Raw genomic sequence first — 22,244 nt, forward strand, 5'->3', positions numbered from 1 at the left:
TATGTCCGATAATACCTGGCTACCTCATCAGGCCCGGGGCCAGCATGAGGAGCAGGAGAGCCGTTTCCGCACCCTGTTCGAGCTCTACCCCGATGCCACCCTGCTCATCGACCCGGAGAGCGGCCTGCCGGTGCAGTTCAACCGTCTGGCCCACGAGCAGCTGGGCTATACCGCCGAGGAGTTCGCCCGGCTGCGCATCCCCGATTACGAGGCGAAGGAAACACCGGAAGAGACCGGCGCGCACATCCGGAACATCCTTGATCAGGGACAGGACGACTTCGAGACCCAGCATCGCTGCAAGGACGGCAGCGTCATTGATGTCCGGGTCTCGGTGGTCCTGCTCTCTCTGGAAGAGCGCACCCTGTTTCTGGCCGTGTTCCGTGACATCACCGAGCAGAAGCAGGTCCTGAGGGACCTCGAGCAGAGCGATAAACGCTTCATGGATGTCTCCATGGCGGCGGGTGAATACATCTGGGAGATCGACCCCGAGGGTCGCTACAGCATTGTGACGTCACCGGTGGAGCCCCTCCTGGGGTATTCGGTGGAAGAGATCATCGGTCGTTCTCCTTTTGACTTCATGCCGAAGGAAGAGGCCGAGCGCGTCCAGGGTCTGCTTGCCGAGTGGGCCGCCAACAAGAGCTCCTGGCAGGGTCTTGAACATGTTTCGGTGCGTCCCGATGGCACTCTGGTCCATCAGCGCGTAAGCGGCCTGCCCATCCTCGACGAGAACGGCGAGCTGCTTGGCTTCCGCGGTACCGGTCGGGACATAACGGCCGAGAAGGCAGCGGAACAGGCCCGGAAGGCGCTGACGGAACGCCTGCACCTGGCGACCTCGGCGGCCGAGCTCGGCATCTGGGACTATGACATGGCCAGCGGCCATCTTGAATGGGACGACGGGATGTTCCGCCTCTACGGCATCGACCCCGCCGACTTTGGACATGCTTTCGAGGACTGGGCCGAAGCCCTGATGCCGGAATCCCGGGAGGCGGCCGTGGCCGCCTTCCAGGCCGCCGTCGCGGCCGATGAGGCCTTCGATATCCGGATCGCCATTCGCCGTGCCGATGACGGGGAGGTCCGTACCCTGCACGGTCAGGCCCAGGTCATTCGGGATAGTGCCGGCGCGGCCATGCGGGTTGTCGGGGTTAATCGCGACATCACCAAGGAGGAAGAGAATCGGCAACAGCTCGCCGCCGAGGAGGCCAAATTCCGTGGTCTGTTCGAGCTCTCCCCCGTCGGCATCGCCATGAACGACTTCACCACCGGTGAGTTCCTGGACTTCAACGTCGCCATCAACGAACCCGCCGGCTACACCCGGGAGGAGTTCAAGACGCTGAGCTACTTCGATCTCACCCCGGAAGAGTACATGCCCCAGGAGCAGGCCCAGCTCGAATCGCTGCAACGAACCGGCCGCTACGGCCCATTCGAGAAGGAGTATATCCGCAAGGACGGCTCCCGTTATCCGGTTCTGCTCCACGGCTTCAAGACCACCACGCCGGAGGGTCGCGAGGTCATCTGGTCGATCATTCAGAATATCTCGGAGCAAAAGGCCGCCGAACAGGCCTTGCTCGAGGCCAAGGAGCGCTTCGGCGGCATCTTCGAACAGACCGGCAGTGGAGTGGCGGTTTATCGCCCCTTGGATGACGGCGAGGACTTCGAGTTCGTCGATTTCAACCCGGCGGCGGAGCAGTTGGAAACGGCCGCGCGGGAGACGGTGATCGGTCGCCGACTGACCGAGTGCTTCCCCACCGTCCGCGAGACGGGCCTGCTGGAGGCCCTCCAACGGGTGGCCCGGACCGGCCAGCCGGAACGACTGCCCATCTCCCGGTACAACGATGACCGGATCATCAGTTGGCGCGAAAACCGGGTCTTCCGGCTCTCCTCAGGTGAGGTGGTCGCGGTTTACGACGACCTCACCGAAACCAAGCAGGCCCAGCAGGAATCCGAGTTGGCCCGCCAGCAGGCGGAGCGGGCCAACCGGGCCAAAGGGGAATTCCTGGCCAACATGAGCCACGAGATCCGCACCCCGATGAATGCCATTCTCGGCCTGACCCAACTGGTGCTGGATTCCGAACTGCCCCCCCGCCAGGAAAACTTTCTCCGCAAGGCCCATACCTCGGCCAAGGCCCTGCTGGGGATTCTCAACGATATCCTCGATTACTCCAAAATCGAAGCCGGCCATCTGGAAATCTCCCGGGAGCCGGTGCGGGTGGAGGAGATCCTGCAGGAGGTGGCCGATCTTTTTGCCGCCCGGGTTGAGGAAAAGGGGCTGGAGCTGTTTTTAGAAATCGACCCGGAGGTGCCGGCGGCGGTGCTGATCGACCCCCTGCGCTTAAGCCAGGTGATCAACAACCTGCTCGGCAACGCGGTTAAATTCACCGAAAGCGGGGAGATCCATATCCGGGTGGAGCTCCTCGGCGACGACGACCGGGAAACCAGGTTGCGTATTTCGGTGCGCGATACCGGTATCGGTCTATCTGCCCAGCAGGTGGAGCGGCTTTTCCAGGCTTTTACCCAAGCCGACGGCTCCATCAGCCGCAAGTACGGCGGCACCGGCCTGGGGCTTTCCATTAGCCGCCGGCTGGTGGAACTGTTGGGCGGCGAAATCACCGTCTCCAGCCGGGAGGGGCAGGGGTCCACCTTCAGCTTCACCATCCCGGCGGAGGTGGCGGAAAAAGAATCTAAAATAGAAGATCTGCAGCACCTGGCCGGCCGCCGGGTGCTGGTGGTGGATGATCAAAAAACCGCCCGCACCATTTTGGTGCAGATTCTGGCACGCTGGGGCCTGGCTACCGCCACCGCCGCTGACGGCGAAGAGGCGGTGGCCAAGGTTCTAGAAGCCGGACGGGCCGGGCGGCCCTACGATTTCATTTTGCTGGATTGGCGGATGCCGGGAATGGATGGCCTGGAGGTGGCCCGGCGCCTGGAACAGAGCGTGCAAAACGGCGAGCTTGCCCACCCGGCAGTGGTGATCATGGTCACCGCCTATGACCGCGAGAACCTGCTGGCCGAGGCCGCCTCGCTGCGCCTGGACGCGGTCCTGGCCAAGCCGGTAACCCCTTCGGTGCTGTTCGACGCCCTGGTCGACGGGGGTGGTGGCAAACGGCCGATCAAGGCAAAGGCGATTCCGCCGGTAGCCCGGCAGTTCCTTGGGGCCCGGGCCCTGCTGGTGGAGGATAATCTCACCAACCAGTTGGTGGCCGCCGAATTTCTGCGCCAGCGGGGCTTGCAGGTTCGGGTGGCCAACCACGGCGGCGAGGCCCTGGTGGCCCTGGCGAAGGAAAAGTTCGACCTGGTCCTGATGGATTTACACATGCCGGTGATGGACGGCTATGAGGCCGCCCGCCGGATCGGCGAGCTGCCCGACCACCCGCCGGTTATCGCCATGACCGCAGCGGTGATGGCCGAAGACCGGGAGCGTAGCCGGGCGGCAGGGATGGTGGACTTCGTGGCCAAACCCATCGATCCCGCCGAACTGGTGGCCGTCCTCAGCCGCTGGCTGCCCGCCGACCAGGCCGAGATGCCGGCTGGCAGAGTACCGGCGTCTCGGCCAACCGGTGATGAGGAACCATCCCGGTCGGCCGATGATCAGGCGCCAGCCGGTCAGTCTGCCACCGAAGCGCCAGCCGGGGTGATTGGGGTTACCGGTTTGGTTGATGCCACGAGTTCGGTCGGGGCCACCGGATCGGTCGATGCCGCCGGGCCGGACGGGATCATCGGGCCGGATCTGTTAGCCCCCCTGCCGGGTTTCGATATGGTCGGCGCCCTTGAGCGCCTGGTCGGCAACCGGGCCCTGCTGTCGCGCCTGCTGGCCGATTTTGCCCAGCGCCTGGCCCCGGTCCAAAACACCCTGGTTCGGCATCTGCGAGCAGGAGAGTTGACCACGGCCCGGGAGCAGCTTCACGCCCTCAAAGGGGAAGCGGCCAATTTGGGCGCGGTGGCACTGGCGGCGGCGGCTGGCAAGCTGGAAGCGGAGTTGAAAAGGGCATCCGACACCCGGAAAGCAACACCCGCCGGGCCGGCTTTCGAGCTGGCAGGCGCAACCGGGCCGCTGCCCGGCCAGGAGGAGTTTTTCGCCGCCCTGGCCCAAACTCGAGAGCAGTTGTCGGCCCGCCTGGCTGGCGACCCGGCCGCCCGCTCCGACCGAACCGCAGGCCAGGCGGGGTCGCCTGATCCGGGCCCCGATCGTGCGCAATTCCAGGCCACCTTGCAGGACTTGAATTCCCGTCTGGCCAACCACGAGTTGCCCTCGGAAGAGGTGCTGGCCAAACTCCGCCAGACCGGGGAAAAACAGGGGGTGCTCGATGGTAACCAGCGCCAGTTGCTCATCCGGCTGCTTAGGGAACTGGAACGGCTGGACCGCCGGGCGGCCCTGGCCACCATTACCGAACTTAGACTCAAGGAAACAGACTGATGTGATTAGCCAACCAAACAAGACGATGACGGCTGAGCCGCAATCGGGCCTGCTGGCCCGGTCGTTTACTGCCGTCATCAACGGAGGCGGATTATCAGCAGCGAAATCACACCTGGTATTGAGGGGCAATGAACCGTATGGGCGTTAGTGGTTAAACCTGGCTATTTCCGCCAGGGCGGCTTTGATGTCCAGCCTGGCGATGGCCCGGCCCAATGGGGCCAATTGTTCCTGCTGAAGCTCATCACTCTCCTCCAGCAGGCGGCTGTACTCTTCCGTGGCCGTGAGGTTGTGCTCCCGCAGGAGTTGGGCTATGAGTTCCAGGCGGGCGATCAAAATTCCGGGGGTGTCCGGGGTGTCGGCCTTGTTTTGGGGGCCGGGTCGGGTGGAGGGCGGTTCCCAAGTGGCGATGGCCTGGTCCAGTGCTTCGGCGCTCTGCCGGATCAGTTGCTCCAGGTCGGCAAGCAAAGAGTCATCCGCCAGGGGAAGCCCCTGGTCCCGAACCAGGACTTGGCCGGCGGCGGCTCGGCGGGACAGGGCCGTGGCGCCCAGGGTGGCGGCGGTACCTTTCATGGTGTGCAGGGTGCGTTCGGCTCCGGCCTGGTCGCCTTGCGCCGATTGCTGTTTTAACTGGATTATGGACTTCAGGTGTTCCCGGCGGAATCTCCGAGCCAGGCTGACAAAGAGAGCGTGGTCGCCCCCCAGCCGTTGGATGGCCGCCTCCAGCTCAAGACCGGTTGCGGCAGAGGGAGGCGGAGCAGAGGCGGGGACGGCTTCGGAAGTGGCCCCGAAAGCTGGCCCGGCCGTTGCCGGGGCCTCTGGTTGAGCCGGGTCGGTGGTCCGGCAGTGGCGCAACAGGGTGCTCACCAGGATTTCCAGGTCGATGGGCTTGGCCACATGGTCGTTCATCCCGATGGCCAGAGCCGCTTCCCGGTCGGCGGGCATGGCGTTGGCGGTCATGGCGATGATGGGCAACTCGGCCCAGCGCGGCTCACGGCGCAGTTGGCGGGTCGCTTCATAACCATCCATTTCCGGCATCTGGATATCCATCAGGACGGCATCAAAGGGCTGTTCGGCTCCCCGCACCCGGTCCACTCCCTGGCGACCGTTGTCGGCGGTCTCCACCTGGGCGCCCTGGTGGAGCAGCAGTTCCCTGGCCACCTGCTGGTTGGTGGGGTTGTCTTCCACCACCAGCAAACGCAGACCGGCCAGGCGTTGGCTACTCTCCGGCCGCTCCGTCGCCTGTCGGCTGGTCACCGAATCGCCGCCGCTGGCCTCGGCCACGGCATCAAAGAGCATGGAGGGGGTAACCGGTTTAACTAGAAACCCGTCCAGAATATTTTCCCCGCCGGAGCGCATTTTCCGGGTCAGGGCATCCAGGCCGTGGGCGGTGACCATCACGATGATGGGCGCCTGGCAATGGGCGCACAATTCCCGAATCCGGCGGGCGGTCTCCCAGCCGTCAAGATCCGGCATCTTCCAGTCGACAAAGATCACCCGGTAGGGGCACGGTTGCTCATCTTGGAGCTGCAAGCGGGTCAGGGCCTCCCGGCCCCCGTTGGCGGTGTCCGCCTGCCAGCCCAGCATCTCCGCCATGTTGGTCAGAATTTCCCGGGCCTGGGCGTTGTCGTCCACGATCAGCACCCGCATGGGTCCGGCGGTCTTCCGCTGTTGCCACTCCTTGCCCGTCGCGAGTTGCCGGGGAAATTCGAGAATAAAGGCGAAGCGACTGCCGACTCCGGGCTCGCTTTGCACCGTCAGTTCTCCCCCCATCAGACCAACCAGCCTTTTGCTGATGGCCAGCCCCAGGCCCGAACCGCCGTAGCTCCGACTGGTGGAGGCATCGGCCTGGCTGAAACCGCTGAAAATTTTCTTATGCTGCTCGGGGGCGATGCCGATTCCGCTATCCCGGACGGCAAATTCGATCCGGGCGCTCTCCGGGGTGACATGCAAGATCCGCAGGCTGATCACCACGGTGCCGGCCGGGGTGAACTTGACCGCGTTGCCGGCTAGATTTAGCAGCACCTGACGCAGTCGCAGAGGATCTCCCACCAGGTCGCGGGGGGTCTCCGGGTCCAGGTCGAAGAGGATTTCCAGCTCCTTGTCCCGGCTCAGGGTGGCCAGGACTCCGGCCAGATCGCGCAGGAGGTGGTCGAGCCGGAAAGGCTTGTTTTCCAGCTCCAGGCGGCCGGCCTCCACCTTGGAAAAATCGAGGATATCGTTGATGATTCCCAGCAGGGAGCGGGCCGCCCCGTGGGCCTTTTGGGTGTAATCCTGCTGTTTGGCCGTCAGTTCGGTATGCTCAAGCAGCTCCAGCAAACCCATCACCGCATTCATCGGGGTCCTGATTTCATGGCTCATGTTGGCCAGGAAATAGCTTTTGGCCAAGTTGGCGGCTTCCGCTTCCGCGGTGCGCTGCTGCAGTTGCCGATTGATCAGCTCCAGTTGCCGATCCGTGAGACGTCGCCGGTGCTGGTAGAACCACAGGCCGCCTCCAAGGGCCAGGGCCACCAGGCCGAAGAGCATGGCGTAAAAGGCAACCTCCTGGCGCCAGGCGGCGTACAACTTCCGGATGTCGCGGCCGACCGCCACCACCATGGGCTTGTCCAGGTGCAGTCGGGCCGGCTGGATGGTGTGCAGGGCCATCATCCGTTGTTCGCCTGTGGCGTGGACCACCCCGGTCAGGACGTTGGCCTTGCGGCCGCTCTCCTTATGACGGGTGAAAAAGGAGCCGGGTTGGGCCAGGTTCAGCCCGGCCTGGCCTTCCCGATGGGGAACCATCAAAAACTGGAGGCCGTCGCCGTGGGCGATGGCGCACCACATATCCGGGGTGTAGCGAACCGAATCAAGGATGATTTTGAATGCTTCCGGGTCCAGGGTGGCGCTGACGATACCGGCAAATTCGCCGCCCGGTCCGGCTACCACCCGGCTCAGGTTCATTCCGTAAACGGCGAGAGAGGTTTCAAACGGTTGCCCCAGATAGAGGGTATCGGGATCGGGGTTGCGCCGGGGGGCCTGGAAATAATCGCGATGGGCGAAGTTGCGACCGATGAGCTGCTGGTGGTTGATGGCCTTGGTGGTCCCCTCCCCATCGAGGATCAGCAGGGTGCGAATCCCGGGCAGGGCCCCGACAAAAGCCTGGAGCAGGGGAACCCCGGCCGCCGGTCCCTCCGGCCGGGCCTGCCACTGCGGCAGCTCGGCCAGCAGCACCCGCAGGGTTAGATCCACCCCATAGAGGTGGTGGACGATAAGATCGTGGACCACCTCGGCCTGTTTGGCCAGACGTTCTCTCTCCCGCTCTTCGATTTCCCGGCGCTCGTTGACCAGTTCATAAAGGGGAATGACGGCCAGGAGCAGCAGCAGGCCGCCAAGCAGCAGCCATTCAATTACCGTCCTCTTCTTTCTGTAATTCTGATGTTCCATGCCGGTTCACCGATGGGCCTCGGGCAGTGGTGCTGCCGGATAATTGTAAAATTGTCGTTGACAAGCCGGGGCGGCGCTCGCTAAGCCGTTATGCTATAATGCTACCATGTTTTTCCCTAGGGGTACCGGGATTTACTCAAACGAGGTGTTTTGCCGTGCATGAACTGGATCAGCACTTGCTGCAAGAGCGGCTAGTCGATTTTGAAAAGCGTTGCCGGGAAAATGGTTTGAAAATGACCCATCAGCGGCTCACTGTCTATCGTGAGCTGCTCTCCTCTAGGGACCACCCTGCGGTGGAGACCCTTTTTCAGCGGGTGCGCCGCCATATTTCCACCATTTCCATCGACACCGTTTATCGGACCCTGGCCACCCTGGAAGAGGCCGGGATGATCAACCGTGTTGATACCACCGAGGGCGTGGTACGCTACGAAGCGGACCACGGGGTTAGCCACCATCATCTTGTCTGCAAAAAATGCCACCGAATTAAAGATTTCGTCTGGGAGTCGTTCGACACCATGCCCCCGCCCCCGGCGGTTGATCACTGGGGGGAAAGTGTGGGTAGAAGCGTGGTCTTCACCGGCATTTGCCGCCATTGCCGTGAACAGGGCGGAGAGAAATAATTTGCCCCGGCCCGTCGTTTTCCTGTTGCTTAATCAGAATATTTCCTAAATAGTATAAAAAATCAAGAACCGCGTTGCAGATCTTGGCAGAAAACTCCCTGGTCATTATTAACCCGAATCAAACAAGGAGAACTGAAATGAGCGAACAAGCCAAATGTCCGGTAACCGGCAAGACCGGCAGCGCCACCGTTACCCGTGGTGTCACCAACCGTGACTGGTGGCCCAATCAGCTTAACCTGGACATCCTTCACCAGCATGCCCCGGCCGCCAACCCCCTGGGGACTGATTTCAACTATGCCGAGGAGTTTAAGAAGCTCGACTATCAGGCCCTGAAGAAGGATCTGGTCGCCCTGATGACCGACTCCCAGGAGTGGTGGCCGGCCGATTACGGCCACTATGGCGGTCTCTTTATCCGCATGGCCTGGCACAGCGCCGGCACCTATCGGACCGGGGATGGCCGGGGCGGCGGCGGCACCGGCAATCAGCGTTTCGCTCCCGTCAACAGTTGGCCGGACAACGCCAACCTGGACAAGGCCCGCCGCCTGCTCTGGCCCATCAAGCAAAAATACGGCAACCAGATCTCCTGGGCCGACCTGATGATTTTAGCCGGCAACTGCGCGCTGGAATCCATGGGTTTCAAGACCCTGGGGTTTGGCGGTGGCCGCGAGGATATCTGGCAGCCGGAAGAGGACATCTACTGGGGAGCCGAGGCCGAGTGGCTGGGCGACAAGCGCTACAGCAATGATCGCCAGTTGGAAAACCCCTTGGCCGCGGTGCAGATGGGCCTGATCTACGTCAACCCGGAAGGCCCGGGAGGCCAGCCCACGGTGCTGGCCTCCGGCCGCGACGTGCGGGAAACCTTTGCCCGGATGGGGATGAACGACGAGGAAACGGTGGCGCTCACCGCCGGCGGCCACACCTTCGGCAAATGCCACGGCGCCGGCGATGCCGCCCTGGTGGGCCCGGAGCCTGAAGCCGCCCCCCTTGAACAGCAGGGCCTGGGCTGGCTCAGCCGGCACGGCAGCGGCAAGGGTGATGATACCATCACCAGCGGCATCGAAGGGGCCTGGACCCCCAACCCCACCAAATGGGATATGGGCTATTTCGACATGCTGTTTGGTTACGACTGGGATCTGGTCAAAAGCCCCGCCGGGGCCTGGCAGTGGACGCCGGTCAACCCCGATGAGAAAAGCCTGGCACCGGCGGCCCATAATCCCGCTAAAAAAGTCGCCACCATCATGACCACGGCGGACATGTCGTTGCGGATGGACCCCATCTATCGGCCCATCTCCGAGCGCTTTCATAAAAATCCGGCGGAATTTGCCGACGCCTTCGCCAAGGCCTGGTTCAAACTGACCCACCGCGACATGGGCCCCAAGGCCCGCTACCTGGGACCGGAAGTGCCGACCGAGAATTTCATCTGGCAGGATCAGCTGCCGGCCGTTGATCATCCTTTGATCGACGCCGACGATATCGCCCAGCTCAAGGCCAAGGTGCTGGCCTCGGGCCTCAGTGGTTCCGAACTGATCAGCACCGCCTGGGCCTCGGCCGCCACCTTCCGGGGCTCGGACAAGCGGGGCGGGGCCAACGGCGCCCGCCTGCGACTGACGCCGCAAAAGGACTGGGAGGTCAACCAGCCCGAGCGACTGGCCAAGGTGTTGGCTATTTTGGAAGGCATCCAGCAGGAGTTCAACGCTGCCGGGGCCGGCGGCAAAAAGGTTACGCTAGCCGATCTTATCGTCCTGGCCGGCGGCGTGGCGGTGGAAGCGGCAGCCAAGGCGGCCGGCCATCCGGTGGAGGTGCCCTTCACTCCGGGTCGCACCGATGCCTCCCAAGATCAAACCCACATAAAATCCTTCGCCGTCATGGAACCCGAGGCCGACGGCTTTCGTAATTACCAGAAGCAGACCTACGCCGTCTCGGCCGAAGAGATGTTGGTGGACCGGGCCCAGCTGCTGACCCTGAGCGCCCCGGAAATGACGGTGCTGCTGGGCGGCCTGCGGGTGCTGGGCGCCAACTACCGGGATGCCGGGCACGGGGTCTTCACCACCCGGCCCGGCACGCTGACCAACGACTTCTTTGTCAACCTGCTGGACATGGGCACCGTCTGGCAGCCCACCTCGGAGAACCGGGAAACCTTCGAGGGCCGGGATCGCCGGAGCGGTGAGATCAAATGGACCGCCACCCGGGTGGACCTGATCTTCGGCGCCGACTCCCGCCTGCGGGCCCTGGCCGAGGTCTATGCCCAGGATGACGCCAAGGAAAAGTTCGTAAACGACTTCGTCGCCGCCTGGACCAAGGTGATGAACCTGGACCGCTTCGACCTGGCCTGATACCCGGCGGAGCTGCGCCGGAGATGAACCATTAACTAAAAAAGGAGAACAAGACCATGGACAAGTATGAGTGCCCCTGCGGCTATGTGTATGACCCGGCGGAAGGAGACTCCGATAGCGGTATTGAATAAGGCACCGCCTTTGCCGACTTGCCCGATGACTGGGTCTGCCCCAAGTGTCAGGCGGAAAAGGAACATTTTTACAAGATTTAGCCGTAGTAAGCGGCCATGGTCAGGCCCGGGACGGTCAGCTTTCGGTGGGTAACTCACACTTGGCTTCCTTGGTCGAACCGGGCCCGGCCAAGGGACGAAAGCACTTTTTGGTGCCCCCGCAAATCGGGCAACGCCATTCCTCGGGCAAGTCTTCAAACTTGGTCCCCGGAGGGATTTTGCCCTTACGGTCACCCCGGTCGGGGTCGTAAACGTAGCCGCAGTTTGAGGTTTGACACTGATACATCTCTTCGGGCTTAGCCATGATTTGATTCTCCTTGAATTACAGTGAGGGCCAGGGGACCATCTTCTGTTTCACCCTTCCTTTGCGCCGACTTTCCCCGTCGGGCGAACAACGGCTTGCTTAGCCGTCGGCAGTCCGTTTTTCAACGGGCTGCTAATTATTGCCGATGGAGTCAATAATGGCGTTGAGCGTGGCGCTGGGGCGCATGGCCCGGGTGGCTTTCTCCTGGTCCGGGTGGAAGTAGCCGCCGATATCCTGGGGGCGGCCCTGGGCGGCGTTCAGCTCGTCGATGATCTTTTGCTCGTTGGCCGTCAGTTCCCGGGCGATGGCGGCAAAACCGGCCGCCAGTTTGGCGTCTTCCTGCTGGGCCGCCAGGCTTTCGGCCCAGTAGAGGGCCAGGTAGAAGTGGCTGCCCCGGGTGTCCAGCTCGCCCACCTTGCGGGAGGGGGACTTGCCCTGTGCCAGGAACTTGCCGATGGCCTGGTCCAGGGTTTTGGCGATCACCGCCGCCTCGTTGTTGTTGAAGGTCTTGTGAATATGCTCGAATGACGGCACCAGGGCGCAGAATTCGCCCAGCGAGTCCCAGCGCAGGTGGCCCTCTTTGAGGAACTGCTGCACGTGCTTGGGGGCCGAGCCGCCGGCGCCGGTCTCGAACAGGCCGCCGCCGTTCATCAGCGGTACGACGGAGAGCATCTTGGCGCTGGTGCCGATCTCCAGGATGGGAAAGAGATCGGTGAGGTAATCGCGCAGCACGTTGCCGGTCACCGCAATGGTGTCTTGGCCTTTCCTGATCCGCTCCAGCGACCGCTGCATGGCCGCCACCGGGGTCATGATGCTGATATCAAGGCCGCTGGTGTCATGTTCCGGCAGATATTTTTCCACCTTGGCGATTAGCTGGGCATCGTGGGCCCGCTGCCGGTCCAGCCAGAAAATGGCCGGGGTGCCGGAATCCCGGGCTCGGGAAACCGCCAGCTTGACCCAGTCGCGGATGGCCGCGTCCTTGGTCTGGCAACTGCGGAAGATGTCGCCGGGCTTGACCTGCTGGGTAAGCAGCACCTGGCCGTCCTTGTCCACCAGCCGGATGCTGCCGGCGGCCGGGGCGGTGAAGGTCTTGTCGTGGGAGCCGTACTCTTCGGCCTTTTGAGCCATCAGGCCGACGTTGGCCACACTACCCATGGTGGCCGGGTCAAAGGCCCCGTGGCGCTGGCAATCGGTCACCACCTCCTGGTAAATGGTGGCGTAGCTGCGATCCGGGATCATGGCGATGGTGTCGTGCAGGGCGTCGTCGGGCCCCCACATGCGGCCGCCGTCACGGATGAAGACCGGCATGGAGGCGTCGACGATGATGTTGTTGGGCACGTGCAGGTTGGTGATCCCCCGGTTGGAATCCACCATCGCCAGCTCACAGTTTTGCTTGTAACAGGCCGCGATGTCCGCCTTGACGGCCGCCTGCTGTTCGGCCGGCAACTGCTCCAGCCGTGATTCCAGGTCGGCGATGCCGTTGTCGGGGTTGACCCCCAGTTTTTTGATCAACTCGCCGTGCTTTTCAAAGACCTCACGATAGAACACTCTCACGCAGTGGCCGAACATGATGGGGTCGGAAACCTTCATCATGGTGGCCTTGAGATGCAGCGACAGCAGTATTCCCTCCTCTCTGGCGGCGGCGATCTGTTGCTTGAAAAAATCACGCAGCTCACTGACCTTCATCACCGCCGCGTCCACCACCTCACCGGCCAGCAGCGGCAGCTCTTCCTTGAGCACCGTGATTTTGCCATCCTCGCCGACAAACTCGATCCGAGCCCGGCTGTCGGCGGTCATGGTGACGGACTGCTCGCTGCCGTAGAAATCGCCGTCGCTCATGTGCGCCACCCGTGACCTGGAGTTGTCGGGCCAGGGCTTCATCAGCCGGTGGGGGTTTTTCTGGCCGAACCGTTTCACCGCCGCCGGCGCCCGCCGGTCCGAGTTGCCTTCCCGCAGTACCGGGTTGACGGCACTGCCCAGCACCGTCGCGTAGCGCTGCTTAATCTCCCGTTGCTCGTCGGTTTGCGGTGTGTCGGGATAATCCGGCAGCTGGTAGCCCTGGCCTTGCAGTTCCTTGATGGCGTCCTTGAGCTGGGGCAGGGAGGCGCTGATGTTGGGCAGCTTGATGATGTTGGTTTGGGGCAGCTGGCAGAGCCGGCCCAGTTCCGCCAGGTCGTCGGGCTGGCGCTGCGCCTCGCTCAAGCGCTCCGGAAAGGTGGCGATAATGCGGCCGGCCAGGGAGATGTCCCTGGACTCCAGGCTCACCCCGGACTTCCGGGTGTAGGCTCGCAGGATGGGCAGCAGGGAATAGGTGGCCAGGGCCGGGGCTTCATCGACTTCGGTATAGATAATTTTCTGATCGCTCATTTTTTCCTCGTTGCTTTATGCTCTGTTAAGGCGGCCAGTGGGCCGCATGACAACAAGAAACGCTAGCATATACCGGCGTAAATTGCAATTGCCCTTTGATTTTGCGGCAGGCTTCCGGCCAGTGTCAGGTTGCACTCGGGCTTGGCCGTGGCTGATCAGCAGCGACATGCAATCCTGTAGGCGGTGCATGGCGCGTGAACCGCCGCCGTGGAATGCAGAAGAAGGTGACCAATGGCCCCGGGTTTTGCTGTAAAGGCGACAGAAACGGCTTGTGATCGTTTCGGCAATGGCTATACTGAGAATAGATTCGATTTGAAAATAATCCAGAACCATAGCGAGGCAACGATGCAAAAAGCGGATATCGGCCTGATCGGCCTGGCCGTCATGGGCCAGAATCTGGTGCTCAATATGCATGATCACGGTTACAAGGTGGCAGTGTACAACCGGACCACCGCCCGGGTGGATGAATTTCTGGCCGGTCCGGCGGCCGATACCGGCATCATCGGCACCCATTCCCTGGAAGAGCTGAGCGTGGTGTTGAAAAAACCGCGCAAGGTGATGCTGATGGTCAAGGCCGGAGAGGTGGTGGACGCCTTTATCGAACAGCTTTTGCCCCACCTGGAAGCGGGGGATATCATCATCGACGGCGGCAATTCGCTTTACACCGACAGCAATCGCCGCACCCGGGAGTTGGCCGCCAAGGGTATTTTGTTCATCGGCAGCGGCGTTTCCGGCGGCGAGGAAGGAGCCCGCCGGGGGCCGTCCATCATGCCGGGCGGCAACCCCGCAGCCTGGCCTCAGGTGCAACAGATTTTTCAGGATATTGCCGCTAAAGTCAACGGTGAGCCCTGTTGCGACTGGGTTGGCGAGGAAGGGGCGGGCCATTTCGTGAAAATGGTCCACAACGGCATTGAATACGGCGATATGCAGCTGATTTGCGAGGCCTACGACTTCCTGCGCCGAGGGCTTGGGTTGTCGGTGCCGGAGATTGCCGCCATCTTTGATGAGTGGAACCGGGGGTCGCTGGAGTCCTACTTGATGGAAATTTCCAGTGAAATCCTGACCTACCAGGAGGCCGACGGCACCCCTCTGGTGGATAAGATTCTTGATGCCGCCGGCCAGAAAGGCACCGGCAAGTGGACCGGCATCAACGCCCTGGAACTGGGGGTGCCGCTGAGTTTAATCAGCGAAGCGGTTTTCGCCCGCTTTATCTCGGCCATGCATGAGGAACGGCAGCGGGCCGCGGCCGTCCTGCCCGGCCCGGACACGATTTTTGCCGGTGAGGTGCAGGAATACGTCCAGGCCCTGCACGACGCCCTTTATGCCGCCAAAATCGTCTCCTATGCCCAGGGTTACCTGCTGATGCGGGCGGCGGCCGGCGAGTACGGCTGGCACCTCAACTACGGCGGAATCGCTCGCATGTGGCGCGGCGGCTGCATTATCCGCAGCGTTTTTCTGGACAACATCTCCCAGGCCTATAGCGCCGATCCGGACCTGGAAAACCTCTTGCTGGCGGACTTCTTTGCCGGCGCGCTGGCCAAGGCCCAGATGGGATGGCGCCGGGTGGTGGCCAAATGTGCAGAACTGGGGTTGCCGGCGCCGGCTCTCTCGTCGGCCCTGGCTTTCTATGATGGTTACCGCAGCCACCGGCTGCCGGCCAACCTGCTCCAGGCCCAGCGGGACTACTTTGGGGCGCATACCTACGAACGGGTGGATCGTCCCCGTGGGGAATTTTTTCACACCGACTGGACCGGCCGGGGCGGCAAAGTTGCTTCCGGCACCTATAATGTTTAGGGTCCCAACAAGGAGGTTGCGATGCCTCATTTTGGTTTGATTGACGAAGAAGCACTGGGTCCGGTGGCAGGGCCGCTGTTGCGGGCGAGATTGCATATCCGCAGCGGCCGCCGCCGGTTGCGTCAGGGCAAAACCGCCGGGGCCGTCGCCGTGCTGGCCGATGCGTTGAATTCGGCATTACGATGGTACTTCGCTGTTCCCGATCGGCGTGAGAGGCTGGCGCTTCCGGCCGCCGAAAAACTGCCGGATGATTTCGCCAGATATCAGGCCCTGGTCCGGGCCGGAGTGCTTGATGGCGCCTTTGATTTCGACGCCTTTGCGCAAGCCCTGGATCTGGCCCTGGAGGGTGATTCCGCCGATCTTGACGGGGCGGCCATCCTGCGAGACTTTGAACAGGTGATGTTGCAACTTGGGGTCATGCCTTTTGCCGAAGAAGAACTGCCGCCGGAAGATCCCGGAACCGATTAATGGAACCGCCCCGTTCCCTTGGCCAGAGGTTACTTATGCCGGTCCAGCAGGAAAGAATCGAAGAACACCGGATTACCGCCGAACCCTACTATCTGCCCCGGGGTGAAGAGCTGGAGATCGCCCGGATGGTTTATGCCCACCGGCTGCCCCTGCTGTTGAAGGGCCCCACCGGCTGCGGCAAGACCCGTTTCATGGAGTACCTGGCCTGGGAGCTTGAACGCCCCCTGGTCACCGTGTCCTGCCATGATGATCTCACCACCGGTGATCTGGTGGGCCGCTACCTGATCCGGGGCGGAGAGGCGGTCTGGATGGACGGGCCACTCTCCCTGGCGGTGAGGGCCGGGGCCATCTGTTATCTCGATGAAATCGTCGAGGCTCGCAAGGACACCACGGTGGTGATCCATCCCCTGGCCGACGACCGCCGGGAGTTGCCGGTGGAAAAGCTCGGTGAACTGCTCACCGCACCGCCGGAGTTCATGCTGGCGGTTTCTTACAACCCCGGTTACCAGAGCGTCCTTAAGGATCTCAAACAGTCCACCCGCCAACGATTTGTGGCCCTGGAGTTTGATTATCCCGCCGCCGAATTTGAAACCGAGATCGTGGCCCGCGAGGCGGGCCTGGATGAGGGTACTGCCCGGAACCTGGTAAAAGTGGCCACCATGACCCGGGGGCTCAAGGATTCCGGGCTCCAGGAGGGGGCCAGCACCCGGCTGCTGATCCATGCCGGCAAGCTGATCAAGGGCGGCATTGCTCCGCGCACCGCCTGTCGGGTGGCCGTCTGCGCCCCACTGAGCGATGAACCCGAGATGCTGGCGGCGCTGGAAGAAATCGTCAGCTCGGTTTTTTAGCTTTTTGCGATGCCGACAACTTTAAACCGGGACGAGAAAGTGACCTGGAAATCCGCCACCACCGCCGGCCAGGCGCTGCTTGAAGAGTTGGCCTATTGGGGCAAGGATGATTATCTGGAGCGCCTGGCGGCTTATCCCGAACCGGTGCGGGAGGAGGTGTTGCGCCTGGCGGCGGCCATCTGGCCGGTGAGCTACGCCCTGGGTTACAATTTTCTGGATCAGGTGGACAAAGGGTTGTCCTGCCTGGCGCCGGAGCAACTGGCCGAGTGGGTCAAGGCCACCTTGGATGTTTACGAGCGGGAAGGGCTGCAGGCCGCCACCCGCTATCTGGCCGAGGTGGAGGATAACTTTCTCTGCCGGTTGCGGGGGGAGCACGGGTTGAGCCTGACGGCCGCCACTTCGCGGCTGCTTCCCTATCTGCGGGGCCTGGCCGGCGGCGAGCTGGCCCTGGCGCCGGCGCCGGTAAGCTGGACCGATGGCGAAACCATCTTCCTGCCCCCGGAAATCTCGCTTTTTAAACAAAGTGTTGCCAATTTCACTGTTTACAAGCTGCTGGCCACTTTCCAGTGGGGGCTGCTCAAGCTCGGCACCCTGACCGGTGACCTTGCCATGTTCCCCGGCCTGGCGAAGGAGCTTATTAACCGTTATGGTAGGCAGCCGGCCGGCGAGGAACCATTTCCCGCCGATTTCTGTTCGCTTTTTCCTGCCCCCCGCCAGGCCGCCGATCTTCTCATGTTGCTGGAAAGCCAGCGGGTGTTGCGCTATTTGCAGCAGCAATTGCCGGGTTTGATGCGCGACAGCCTGCCGGTCTGCCGACGGCTGCAAAGCCGGCGGCCCGCCCCGGCTTCCTTGCGTGGCCCGTCCCGCGTGCTGGAAGCATGGAGCCGGTGGGTGCTGACCGGCGAAGGTGAAGCCGGTGAGGGGCTGGGGCCGGAGGAAAAGAAGCTTTACCGGCAGGGATTGTTGCTGCTGGCCGCCGCCGGGGAACCTGGCGAAGATGCTGCTGCTCCCGTTCAGGGCGGCGGGGCAGGGCAGCAGGAAGGCGGCGTGGGGCAGAGCCTGGAGCTTACCGCCGGGTTGTACCAACTGCTGGCGGAGTTGTCCGGGGATTATGAAAGGATTGAGCCTTTGCTGGGCATTTTACGTCCCGCCGCTGTCCAGGCTGTCCGTTTGCGGCGTCGTGAAGAACGCCGCCAGCGCTTTGTCGAGGCCCTGGGCGCCTTTTTACCCCCGGAGGCTGCCACTTCCGCGACCACTGACGAAGAGGCCGGCCCGGTAACCGGCGGGGCGCCGCCGCCGCCGGACAGTGAGGGACTGGCCATGCTGATCGGCAGGTCGGGCGAGGGGGACGAAGAGCGGGAACCGCCGGCGGCGGAGGGCGCCCCGGAGTACCTGGTCATCGGCGGCCGGGAGTTTAAGCTGCCGGAAGAGATTCAAGCCCTGGCCCGGGAAATCCAAAACGATCTGGGCCGGGTGCCGCCGCGTTATCTCAGCGCCGCCGTGGGCCAGGCCGGCGGTTCGGCGATCCGGGGGCCGGGGCCGGCGGCCGGCTCGGACGGGGAAGAGTCTTTGGTCGGCCCGCTGGTCTACGATGAATGGGATTACCGCCGGCAGGGTTTTCGCAAAGACTGGTGCAAGCTGCTGCCCAAGGAACTGGCCCCGGTGCAGAGCACCTTTGTCTCCTCCACCCTGGCCCGTTATCGAGGCTCCTTACACCAACTCAAAAGGCAGTTTGAGATGATGCGCTTGCAACAGCGTCACCTCAGACGCCAGCGGGACGGTGATGAGATTGACTTCGATGCCGTGGTGGAATCCCTGGCCGACGCCCAAGCCGGGGTCTCGCCGACGGAAAAACTCTTCATCCGCCTGGACCGGGATGAACGCAACATCGCCGCCGTCTTCCTGGTGGACATGTCCTCCTCCACCGAAGGTTGGGTCAGTCTTTCCCTCAAGGAGGCTCTGGCCCTGATGTGCGAGGCCCTGGAGGTGCTGGGGGACCGCTATGCCATATACGGCTTTTCCGGCATGCGCCGTCAGCGTTCCGAGTTCTACCACGTCAAGCACTTGGATGAACCTTACAGCGACCTGGTCCGGGGGCGGCTTGCCGCCATCAACCCCCGGGAATATACCCGCATGGGCCCGCCCATCCGCCACGTAACCAAACTGCTCACCGCCGTCGATGCCCGGGTTCGATTGCTGATCACCCTCTCCGACGGCAAGCCCGAGGATTATGATGATTACAAAGGGGATTACGCCATTGAAGACACCCGCCACGCCCTCATTGAGGCCCGGGCGGCGGGGGTGCATCCCTTTGCCATTACCATCGACCGCCAGGCCCAGGACTATATTCCCCACCTTTACGGGGCGGTGAGTTACTGTTTCATCGATGACGTCAGAAAACTGCCCCTGCGGCTGCCCGGTATATACCGTACCCTGACCACTTAACCCCCTTGGCGCGGGGGTAACCTGCGAGGTTGACGGATGATCTTCAGCAAAACCGGTTCCATCGGCAAGAATCTCGCCTTACTGGTGCTGGCGGCCGTCCTGCCGGCCCTGGCTATTCTGCTGTACACTGGCTTTGAGCAGCGGCGCAATTCCATCGAAAACGCCACCCATGATGTCCTGATGCTGGCCGCCGGCATGGCCGAGGTCCAAAAGGACCTGGCCAACGCAGCCCGGCAAATCCTCTCCACCCTCTCGCTGCTGCCGGACATCCGGCAGGTCAATCTGGAGATGAGCAATGAAATTCTGACCGCCGTGCTGGCGCAAAACCCGGATTTCCAAAACATCACCTTAACCGATTTGGACGGTGAGGTGCTGGTTTCCGGCGGCGCCTTCTCCCCGGCCAACCTGGCCGATCGCAAACATTTCCGAGAAGCCCTGGCCCGCCAGGGTTTTGCCGTGGGGGAATTCATTATTTCCCGAGTCGGTTCCACCACCCCGGCCTTTGCCTTTGCCCACCCGGTTTTGGGTTTGGACGATGGGCCGGTGGCGGTACTCACCGCTGCCATTTCCTTAAATCGCTTTGCCCGTTTCCACAATTCCTCCTCTCTGCCGGCCGGGTCTTTTGTGGCCATTACCGATCATCAGGGGCTTCGCCTGTTTTTCCATCCGCCCCGGGAGGAGACCAATCCCGTGGGGCAGCCCATTGCCAGGGACTCCTGGGAGATCGCCCGGGGCTCCACCGAGTCGGGAATCTTTATGGGCGAAGGATCCGACGGTATCCGCCGGATCTTCGCCTTTAATCCCGTGCAACTGACCGAAGTAGAGTCCCCCTACGCCTACGTCTGGGCGGGGATTCCGGAAGAGCATATCCTGCAGCCGGCCAACGCGGTGCTGCTCCGCAATCTGCTGCTGCTGGGGCTGGCTGCCGCCATGTCGCTGAGCGTGGCCTGGCTGCTGGGCCGGCAAAAGCTGGTCTTGCCCATTACCAGCCTGGTCAATCTCAGCCGTGAGTTTGCCGCCGGCCGGTTGGGCACCCGGCTGGACAAGTCCGACCTGCCCGCTGAAATCGAAACCCTGACCCAGGCCTTTCATGACATGGCTGCCGGGCTGGCGGCCGGCCAGCAGGTGTTGCGGGACAACGAAGCCCGTTTCCGCCTGCTGATGAACAGCCTGGATGCGGTGGTTTACGTGGCCGACATGGAAACCTACGAAATCCTGTTTATCAATGAAACCGGCAAGCGGCAGTTTGGTGAGGTAACCGGCAAGCTGTGCTGGCAAAGCCTGCACAAGGGTCAGGACGGACCCTGTTCATTCTGCACCAACAAATTTTTGCTGGATGAACAGGGCCAGCCTACCGGCACTTATGCCTGGGAAATGGAAAACACCATCACCGGCCAATGGCTCTATCTGCGGGACCGGGCCATCACCTGGGTGGACGGCCGCATCGTGCGCCTGGAGGTGGCCACCGATATCACCTCGCGCAAACAGGCGGAAAGCCGGCTGGCGACAGAAAGCGAGCGACTGGCGGTGACCCTGAAAAGTATCGGCGACGGGGTGATCACCACCGATACCGAAAGCCTGGTGACCATGGTTAATCCGGTGGCGGAAAAACTAACCGGCTGGCGGGCCGAAGAGGCAGCCGGGAGGCCGCTGGCGGAGGTTTTTGCGCTGGTCGATGAAGCCACCGGTGAGCCCGGCCGGAATCCGGTGGCCCAGGTGCTGGCCTCGGGGCGGATCGTCGGCCTGGAGCAGCAGGCGACTTTGCGCACCAAAGATGGGCGGGAACTAAGAATCGCCGACAGCGCCGCCCCCATCAAAGACCAGGAGGGAGCCATCATCGGCGTGGTGCTGGTGTTTCGGGATATCACCGAGCAGCTTCGCACCGAGCAGGAGCTGATGAAGGTTAAAAAACTTGAATCCATCGGGGTGCTGGCCGGCGGCCTGGCCCACGATTTCAACAACATCCTTACCGCCATCCTGGGCAACATCCAGCTTGCGCTGTATGACTCCCAGTTGTCGACAGAATCAAAGGGGCTGCTGCAGGAGGCGGTCAAGGCCTCGCTGCGGGCCCGGCAACTGACCCAACAGTTACTCACCTTCGCCAAAGGCGGGGAACCCATCCGGGAAGCGGCCTCGTTGGCCGAGGTGATCCGCGACTCCGCCGACTTTGTGCTGCGCGGCAGCAAAACGGCCTGCCGTTATGCCATTCCCGAAGATCTATGGCTGGTGGATATCGACAAAGGCCAGATCAGCCAGGTGGTGCAGAACCTGATCTTAAACGCCAGCCAGGCCATGCCCGACGGCGGCATCATCGAGGTGACCTGCGAAAACCTGACCACCGGCCAGGCGGCGGCCGTGGCCCTGCCCAGTCAGGGTGATTATGTGAAGATGAGTGTCATGGACCGGGGGGTGGGGATTCCCGTCAACGTCATCGAACGGATTTTTGATCCCTATTATACAACCAAACAGTTGGGCAACGGTTTGGGGCTGGCCATCTGCCATTCCATCGTCAGCAAGCACGATGGCCGGATTACGGTGCATTCCACCCCTGGATACGGCACTACTTTCGAGGTCTATCTACCGGTGGCCGTAGAGTCGGGGGCAACCGGCGAGGAAACCGAGCCCTGGTCTGGCGGCGCCAAAAAGGCCCGGGTGCTGGTGATGGATGATGAAGATCTGATCCGTCAGGTCGGCCACATCGTGCTGACCAGAATGGGGTATGAGGTGGAGTTGGCGGCGGACGGTACGGAGGCGGTGACCAGGTACCGCGAAGCCATGGAGCAAGGCAGGCCTTTTGCGCTGGTGATCATGGACCTGACCGTTCCCGGCGGTATGGGAGGGGCGGAGGCGGTGAAGGAAATTCTCACTCTGGAGCCGGCGGCCAAGGTGGTGGTGGTCAGCGGTTATTCCCACGACCCGGTCATGGCCAATTACGCCGATTACGGCTTCAGCGCCGCCCTGGCCAAGCCCTTCGATCTGAAGGAGTTTGCCCGGGTGCTCAACAAACTTTTGCCGTGAAGGGGGATACTTTTTTATTCCCAATTTTTTCTTGACAGTTCCTTCC

Annotated in this window: 11 protein-coding genes and 1 pseudogene; 9 read left to right on the forward strand and 3 right to left on the reverse strand. The window is 62.4% G+C overall.

The genetic code is table 11. The features are described 5' to 3' along the window. Position 1 precedes the first annotated feature (1 nt). A complete protein-coding gene (locus P0N66_RS01800) occupies positions 2-4,411 on the forward strand; it encodes a PAS domain S-box protein (protein ID WP_275802235.1) in 4,410 nt (1,469 codons plus the stop codon). A gap of 144 nt (positions 4,412-4,555) precedes the next feature. On the opposite strand, the gene P0N66_RS01805 is transcribed toward P0N66_RS01800, so the two are convergent. Further along, positions 4,556-7,831, reverse strand: a complete 3,276-nt coding sequence (locus P0N66_RS01805) for a response regulator (RefSeq protein WP_275802236.1) — start codon at positions 7,829-7,831, stop codon at positions 4,556-4,558. 155 nt (positions 7,832-7,986) lie between these two features. Between P0N66_RS01805 and P0N66_RS01810 the strand changes: the two genes are divergently transcribed. From P0N66_RS01810 to P0N66_RS01820, 3 genes and pseudogenes are all read left to right on the forward strand, one after another. Beyond that, positions 7,987-8,451 carry a Fur family transcriptional regulator gene (locus tag P0N66_RS01810; protein WP_275802237.1) on the forward strand — a complete coding sequence of 155 codons (465 nt, stop codon included), beginning with the start codon at positions 7,987-7,989 and terminating at the stop codon, positions 8,449-8,451. Positions 8,452-8,588: 137 nt separating this feature from the next. Next, on the forward strand, positions 8,589-10,784 hold the full coding sequence (katG, locus tag P0N66_RS01815; RefSeq protein ID WP_275802238.1) for a catalase/peroxidase HPI: 2,196 nt from the start codon (positions 8,589-8,591) through the stop codon (positions 10,782-10,784). A 56-nt stretch (positions 10,785-10,840) separates the two neighbouring features. Further along, a pseudogene (locus P0N66_RS01820) lies at positions 10,841-10,996 on the forward strand (rubredoxin). Between the two features lie 34 nt (positions 10,997-11,030). Here P0N66_RS01820 and P0N66_RS01825 read toward each other — a convergent pair. Together P0N66_RS01825 and P0N66_RS01830 are read right to left on the reverse strand one after the other, a co-directional pair. After that, positions 11,031-11,258, reverse strand: a complete 228-nt coding sequence (locus P0N66_RS01825; RefSeq protein ID WP_338140536.1) for a rubredoxin — start codon at positions 11,256-11,258, stop codon at positions 11,031-11,033. A gap of 132 nt (positions 11,259-11,390) precedes the next feature. Then, complete coding sequence (locus tag P0N66_RS01830; RefSeq protein WP_275802239.1) at positions 11,391-13,625, reverse strand: NADP-dependent isocitrate dehydrogenase; 2,235 nt, start codon at positions 13,623-13,625, stop codon at positions 11,391-11,393. Positions 13,626-13,970: 345 nt separating this feature from the next. On the opposite strand from P0N66_RS01830, the gene gnd reads away from it, so the two are divergent. The 5 genes from gnd to P0N66_RS01855 are packed head-to-tail and all read left to right on the forward strand — an operon-like array spanning position 13,971 to position 22,198. Next, a complete protein-coding gene (gnd, locus tag P0N66_RS01835) occupies positions 13,971-15,419 on the forward strand; it encodes a decarboxylating NADP(+)-dependent phosphogluconate dehydrogenase (RefSeq protein WP_275802240.1) in 1,449 nt (482 codons plus the stop codon). 21 nt (positions 15,420-15,440) lie between these two features. Then, the gene (locus tag P0N66_RS01840) at positions 15,441-15,887 is read left to right on the forward strand and encodes a hypothetical protein (RefSeq protein WP_275802241.1); all 447 of its coding nucleotides are present in this window, start codon (positions 15,441-15,443) and stop codon (positions 15,885-15,887) included. A 35-nt stretch (positions 15,888-15,922) separates the two neighbouring features. Beyond that, the gene (locus tag P0N66_RS01845) at positions 15,923-16,735 is read left to right on the forward strand and encodes a CbbQ/NirQ/NorQ/GpvN family protein (RefSeq protein WP_275802243.1); all 813 of its coding nucleotides are present in this window, start codon (positions 15,923-15,925) and stop codon (positions 16,733-16,735) included. A gap of 39 nt (positions 16,736-16,774) precedes the next feature. Then, positions 16,775-19,180 (forward strand): nitric oxide reductase activation protein NorD, encoded by a 2,406-nt coding sequence (locus P0N66_RS01850; protein ID WP_275802244.1) that lies wholly within the window; start codon positions 16,775-16,777, stop codon positions 19,178-19,180. A 36-nt stretch (positions 19,181-19,216) separates the two neighbouring features. After that, entirely contained in the window at positions 19,217-22,198 is a 2,982-nt protein-coding gene (locus P0N66_RS01855) for an ATP-binding protein (RefSeq protein ID WP_275802245.1), read from the forward strand. Positions 22,199-22,244 lie beyond the last annotated feature (46 nt).

The organism is Desulfurivibrio dismutans, assembly GCF_029210385.1.
In the GTDB taxonomy this organism is placed as follows: Bacteria; Desulfobacterota; Desulfobulbia; order Desulfobulbales; family Desulfurivibrionaceae; genus Desulfurivibrio; species Desulfurivibrio dismutans.

Excerpts from the sequence above, each read along its gene's own strand:
- P0N66_RS01800 (WP_275802235.1), top strand. The coding sequence starts at position 2 with ATGTCCGATAATACCTGGCTACCTCATCAGGCCCGGGGCCAGCATGAG.
- P0N66_RS01805 (WP_275802236.1), bottom strand. The coding sequence starts at position 7,831 with ATGGAACATCAGAATTACAGAAAGAAGAGGACGGTAATTGAATGGCTG.
- katG (WP_275802238.1), top strand. The coding sequence starts at position 8,589 with ATGAGCGAACAAGCCAAATGTCCGGTAACCGGCAAGACCGGCAGCGCC.
- P0N66_RS01825 (WP_338140536.1), bottom strand. The coding sequence starts at position 11,258 with ATGGCTAAGCCCGAAGAGATGTATCAGTGTCAAACCTCAAACTGCGGC.
- P0N66_RS01830 (WP_275802239.1), bottom strand. The coding sequence starts at position 13,625 with ATGAGCGATCAGAAAATTATCTATACCGAAGTCGATGAAGCCCCGGCC.
- gnd (WP_275802240.1), top strand. The coding sequence starts at position 13,971 with ATGCAAAAAGCGGATATCGGCCTGATCGGCCTGGCCGTCATGGGCCAG.
- P0N66_RS01840 (WP_275802241.1), top strand. The coding sequence starts at position 15,441 with ATGCCTCATTTTGGTTTGATTGACGAAGAAGCACTGGGTCCGGTGGCA.
- P0N66_RS01845 (WP_275802243.1), top strand. The coding sequence starts at position 15,923 with ATGCCGGTCCAGCAGGAAAGAATCGAAGAACACCGGATTACCGCCGAA.
- P0N66_RS01855 (WP_275802245.1), top strand. The coding sequence starts at position 19,217 with ATGATCTTCAGCAAAACCGGTTCCATCGGCAAGAATCTCGCCTTACTG.